Annotated in this window: 1 protein-coding gene; it reads left to right on the forward strand. The window is 64.0% G+C overall.

Features of this window, described 5'->3' with window-relative positions; genetic code table 11:
- Positions 1-215 precede the first annotated feature (215 nt).
- A partial coding sequence (locus tag H0V78_11930; GenBank protein ID MBA2352450.1) for a DEAD/DEAH box helicase occupies positions 216-3,731 on the forward strand: 3,516 nt, incomplete at its 3' end.

A 3,731-nucleotide genomic window follows, 5' to 3' on the forward strand; every position in this document is an offset into this window, starting at 1 on the left:
GCCGAATTCAACCCTGCCACCACCCATTGCAGACAAATCCAGAAAGAAAAATCATGAACCCTCAGCTGTTGTTCGTAATACCTCTTATTTCAGCGGCCTGCTAGGGTGCTTTGCGCGGCGTCCGCGATGAATTTGTCCGTCGCGGCGCGAGCTGAATGACTTGAGAACACGACACATTGCCGCAAAACCAACTCCCCCTGATTTTCAGCAATAGCATGATTTCCGATAAGCAGCGTAGCGGCGCGGGCGCCGATGACTTCGATTGCGCAAGCTTCCATCCCGCTGTCGCCGCGTGGTTTCGCGCGACCTTTTCCGCAGCGACCGAGCCGCAGCGACGCGCATGGCCGGCCATCCAGGCGGGGCAGCACGTGCTGATCGCAGCGCCGACCGGCTCGGGAAAAACGCTCGCCGCCTTTCTCACCGCGATCGATGCGCTGGTGCGCCGCGGCGTGGCCGAAGGCTTGCCGGATCAAACCCAGGTCGTCTACGTGTCGCCGCTGAAAGCGCTGTCCAACGACATCCAGCGCAATCTGGAACAGCCGCTCGCCGGCATTCGCGAGCAGCTGCAGGCGCAGGGGTTTCCCGACGTCGAAATCCGAACCCAGGTCCGCACCGGCGACACGCCGCAAAGCGAGCGCCAGAAAATGGTGCGCTGCCCGCCGCACATCATCGTCACCACGCCCGAATCGCTGTACATCCTGCTGACCAGCGATTCCGGACGGCGCATGCTGGCCAGCACACAAAGCGTGATCGTCGACGAAATCCACGCGCTGGCGCCGAACAAGCGCGGCGCGCACCTGGCGCTGACCCTGGCGCGCCTCGACGCGCTGTGCGGCAGAAAACTGACGCGCATCGGCCTCTCGGCGACGCAGCGGCCGATCGACGAGGTTGCGCGCTTTCTGATCGGCGCCGATGCGTCGATCGAAAGCTGCGCAATCGTCGACAGCGGCCATGTGCGCGGCCGCGACCTCGGCCTGGAGTTGCCGTCATCGCCGCTCGCAGCAGTGATGTCGAACGAAGTCTGGCAGCAGGTTTATGACCGCTTGGCGGAACTCGTGCGTGCGCACCGCACGACCCTGGTATTCGTCAATACGCGCCGCAGCGCCGAGCGCGTTTCACGTCATCTGTCGGAGCGTCTCGGCGAACAGAATCTCGCCGCGCACCACGGCAGCCTGGCGAAAGAAAAACGGCTGGCCGCCGAGCAACGTTTGAAGCGCGGCGAATTGCAGGTGCTGGTCGCGACCGCATCGCTGGAATTGGGCATCGATATCGGCGATGTCGATCTGGTTTGCCAACTGTCGTCGCCGCGCGCGATCGCGGCATTCCTGCAACGCGCCGGCCGTGCCAATCATGCGGTGACCGGTACGCCGAAAGCGCGGCTGTTTCCGTCTTCGCGCGACGATCTTGTCGAATGCACGGCGCTGCTCGATGCCGTGCGGCGTCATGAGCTTGATGCGCTTGTCATACCCGATAAGCCGCTCGACGTGCTCGCACAAACCATCGTCGCCGAAGTCACCTGCCGCGAATGGGACGAGGCCGGGCTGTATGAACTCATGTGCTGCGCCTGGCCGTATCGTGCGCTGACGCGCGAGGCATACACCGAAGTCGTAAAAATGCTCGCCGACGGCATCAGCACGCGGCGCGGCCAGCGCTCGGCGTATCTGCATCGCGACGCGATCAACGGCGTGCTGCGCGCACGCCGCGGCGCGCGCCTGACCGCGGTCACCAACGGCGGCACGATTCCGGACAACGCCGATTACCAGGTGCTGCTCGAACCCGAGAACCAGTTTGTCGGCACGGTCAACGAAGACTTCGCGGTCGAAAGCATGGCCGGCGATATTTTCCAGTTGGGCAATACTTCGTATCGCATCCTGCGTGTCGAAGGCGGCCGCGTAAGAGTCGCCGATGCGCACGGCGAGCCGCCGAGCATTCCGTTCTGGATCGGCGAAGCGCCGGCGCGCAGCCCGCAGTTGTCGTTTGCGGTATCGCGTTTGCGCGACGAGATCGCGCAGAAAATCGATGCCGGCGGCAGCGCATCCGCGTTGCGCTTTCTGCTCGACGAAGTCGGCATCGACGAGGTCGCGGCACAGCAGGTTGTCGACTATTGCGCCGCGCAGAAAGCTTCGCTCGGCAGCTTGCCGACGCAGCGCCACATCATGCTCGAGCGTTTTTTCGACGAGGCCGGCGGCACCCAGCTCGTGATCCACTCGCCGTTCGGCGGCCGCATCAACCGCGCCTGGGGCTTGAGCCTGCGCAAGCGTTTTTGCCGCAAATTCAATTTCGAATTGCAGGCGGCCGCGACTGAAGATGCCATTGTCCTGTCGCTGACCACAACGCACAGTTTTCCGCTGATCGATGCGTCGCGCTATCTGCATTCCGCGAGCGTGCGGCCTGTGTTGATCCAGGCGCTGCTCGATGCGCCGATGTTCAACACGCGCTGGCGCTGGAATGCCGGCATTGCGCTGGCGCTCGCGCGTTTTCGCGCCGGCAAGAAAATTCCGCCGCAACTGCAGCGCATGGATGCCGAAGATCTGGTCGCGGCGGTGTTCCCCGACCAGATCGCCTGCGCCGAGAATCTCGCCGGCGAGCGCGAAATCCCCGATCATCCACTGGTGCGGCAAACGATAGACGATTGCCTGCACGATGCGATGGACATCGACGGCCTCGAAGCGCTGTTGCGCGGCATGGAATCCGGCGAGCTGCAAGTCACCGCCCACGACACCGTCGAGCCGTCTCCATTTGCGCTGGAAATCCTGAGCGCGCGGCCATACGCGTTCCTCGACGATGCGCCGCTTGAAGAGCGCCGCACGCAAGCAGTGATGGCGCGCCGCTGGCTCGATCCGGAAACGGCCAGCGATCTCGGCAAGCTCGACGATGAAGCGATCGCGCGCGTGCGCGAAGAGGCTTGGCCGGACGCGCAAAACGCGGATGAGCTACACGATGCGCTGAGCCTGATCGGATTTCTGACCGGGCACGAGATCGTGGACAACGCCGATTGGCCGGCGTTTCTCGATTCGCTTGCGCAACAGCAGCGCGTCGTCCGCTTCGCGGCTTCCCACCCCAACCCTCCCCAGCAAATGGGGAGGGAGCAAATCGATCTATGGATCGCCGCCGAACGCCTGCCGCAATTCGAGGCAGTATTTCCGTCGGCCGATTTCACGCCTCGCGTAGCGCTTCCGGCGGACTTGCAGAAAGATTGGCAATCCGATGCGGCGCTGATCGAAATCATCCGCGGCAGATCGGAAGGTTCGGGGCCGTTCACGGCATCGGGACTTGCCGGGTTGCTGGGCTTGCCGCTTGCGCAAATCGACATCGCGCTGGTCGCGCTCGAAGCCGAAGGCTGCATCATGCGCGGCCAGTTCACGAACGCCGCGCGCGCCGAGCGGCAAATCGAGTGGTGCGATCGCCGCTTGCTGGCGCGCATTCATCGCTACACGGTCAAGCGCCTGCGCGCCGAAATCGAGCCGGTGTCGGCGCAGGATTTCCTGCGCTTCCTGTTCGATTGGCAGCACCTCGATGAGCGCGGGCAAGGGCCGGATGCGCTCGCCCAAATCGTGGCGCAACTCGAAGGTTTCGAAGCTCCTGCCGCGGCATGGGAATCGGAGATACTGCCGGCGCGCATCGCCGCCTACGATTTCACCTGGCTCGATGCATTGTGCCAATCCGGGCGTGTGGTGTGGACGCGCTTGTCGGCGACGCGGAAACCGGCCGAGCCGGCGAGCGCCGATAGC

The sequence above is a fragment of the Burkholderiales bacterium genome (assembly GCA_013695435.1).
In the GTDB taxonomy this organism is placed as follows: Bacteria; Pseudomonadota; Gammaproteobacteria; order Burkholderiales; family JACMKV01; genus JACMKV01.